Source organism: Pseudomonas sp. VA159-2 (assembly GCF_024126635.1).
Taxonomy (GTDB): Bacteria; Pseudomonadota; Gammaproteobacteria; order Pseudomonadales; family Pseudomonadaceae; genus Aquipseudomonas; species Aquipseudomonas muyukensis.
On the sequence record NZ_JAMYBV010000086.1, the window covers coordinates 1 to 462 of the forward strand.

Below are 462 nucleotides of genomic sequence, written 5' to 3' on the forward strand. Positions count from 1 at the left end.
TCAACCTCGAATGGGACGGCAGCGGCCCACACGCCAAAGCCATCCACGAATGGGCCGACGACGGCAGTTTCGAGACCCGCCTGCAGTGGGACGAGCGCATCCGCCTGACCTACGTCACCGATGCCCACGGCCAGGAAACCTGGCACTACTACGACGCCGAGGGCTACACCTACCGGATCAAGCACCCGGACGGCAATTCCGAATGGCTGTTCCGTGACGCGCGCAAGAACGTCATCCGCCACGTCCACCCCGACGGTAGCCAGGACCGCTACATCTACGATGAGCGCAGCAACCGCCTCAAGCACATTCGTGCCGACCACAGCGTGGTGCACTACGCCTACGACGACCAGGACCAGCTGATCAAGATCAGCGACGCCGAGGGTGGGCTGTGGCAGCGCGACTACGACGAGCGCGGCAACCTGGTCGAGAGCGTCGACCCGCTGGGCAACAAGACCGAGTTCG

At 64.3% G+C, this 462-nt stretch carries 1 pseudogene; it reads left to right on the forward strand.

Going from position 1 to position 462, the window contains the following annotated elements:
• Positions 1-462 (forward strand): annotated as a pseudogene (locus NJG22_RS24690) (RHS repeat protein); the annotation flags it as partial.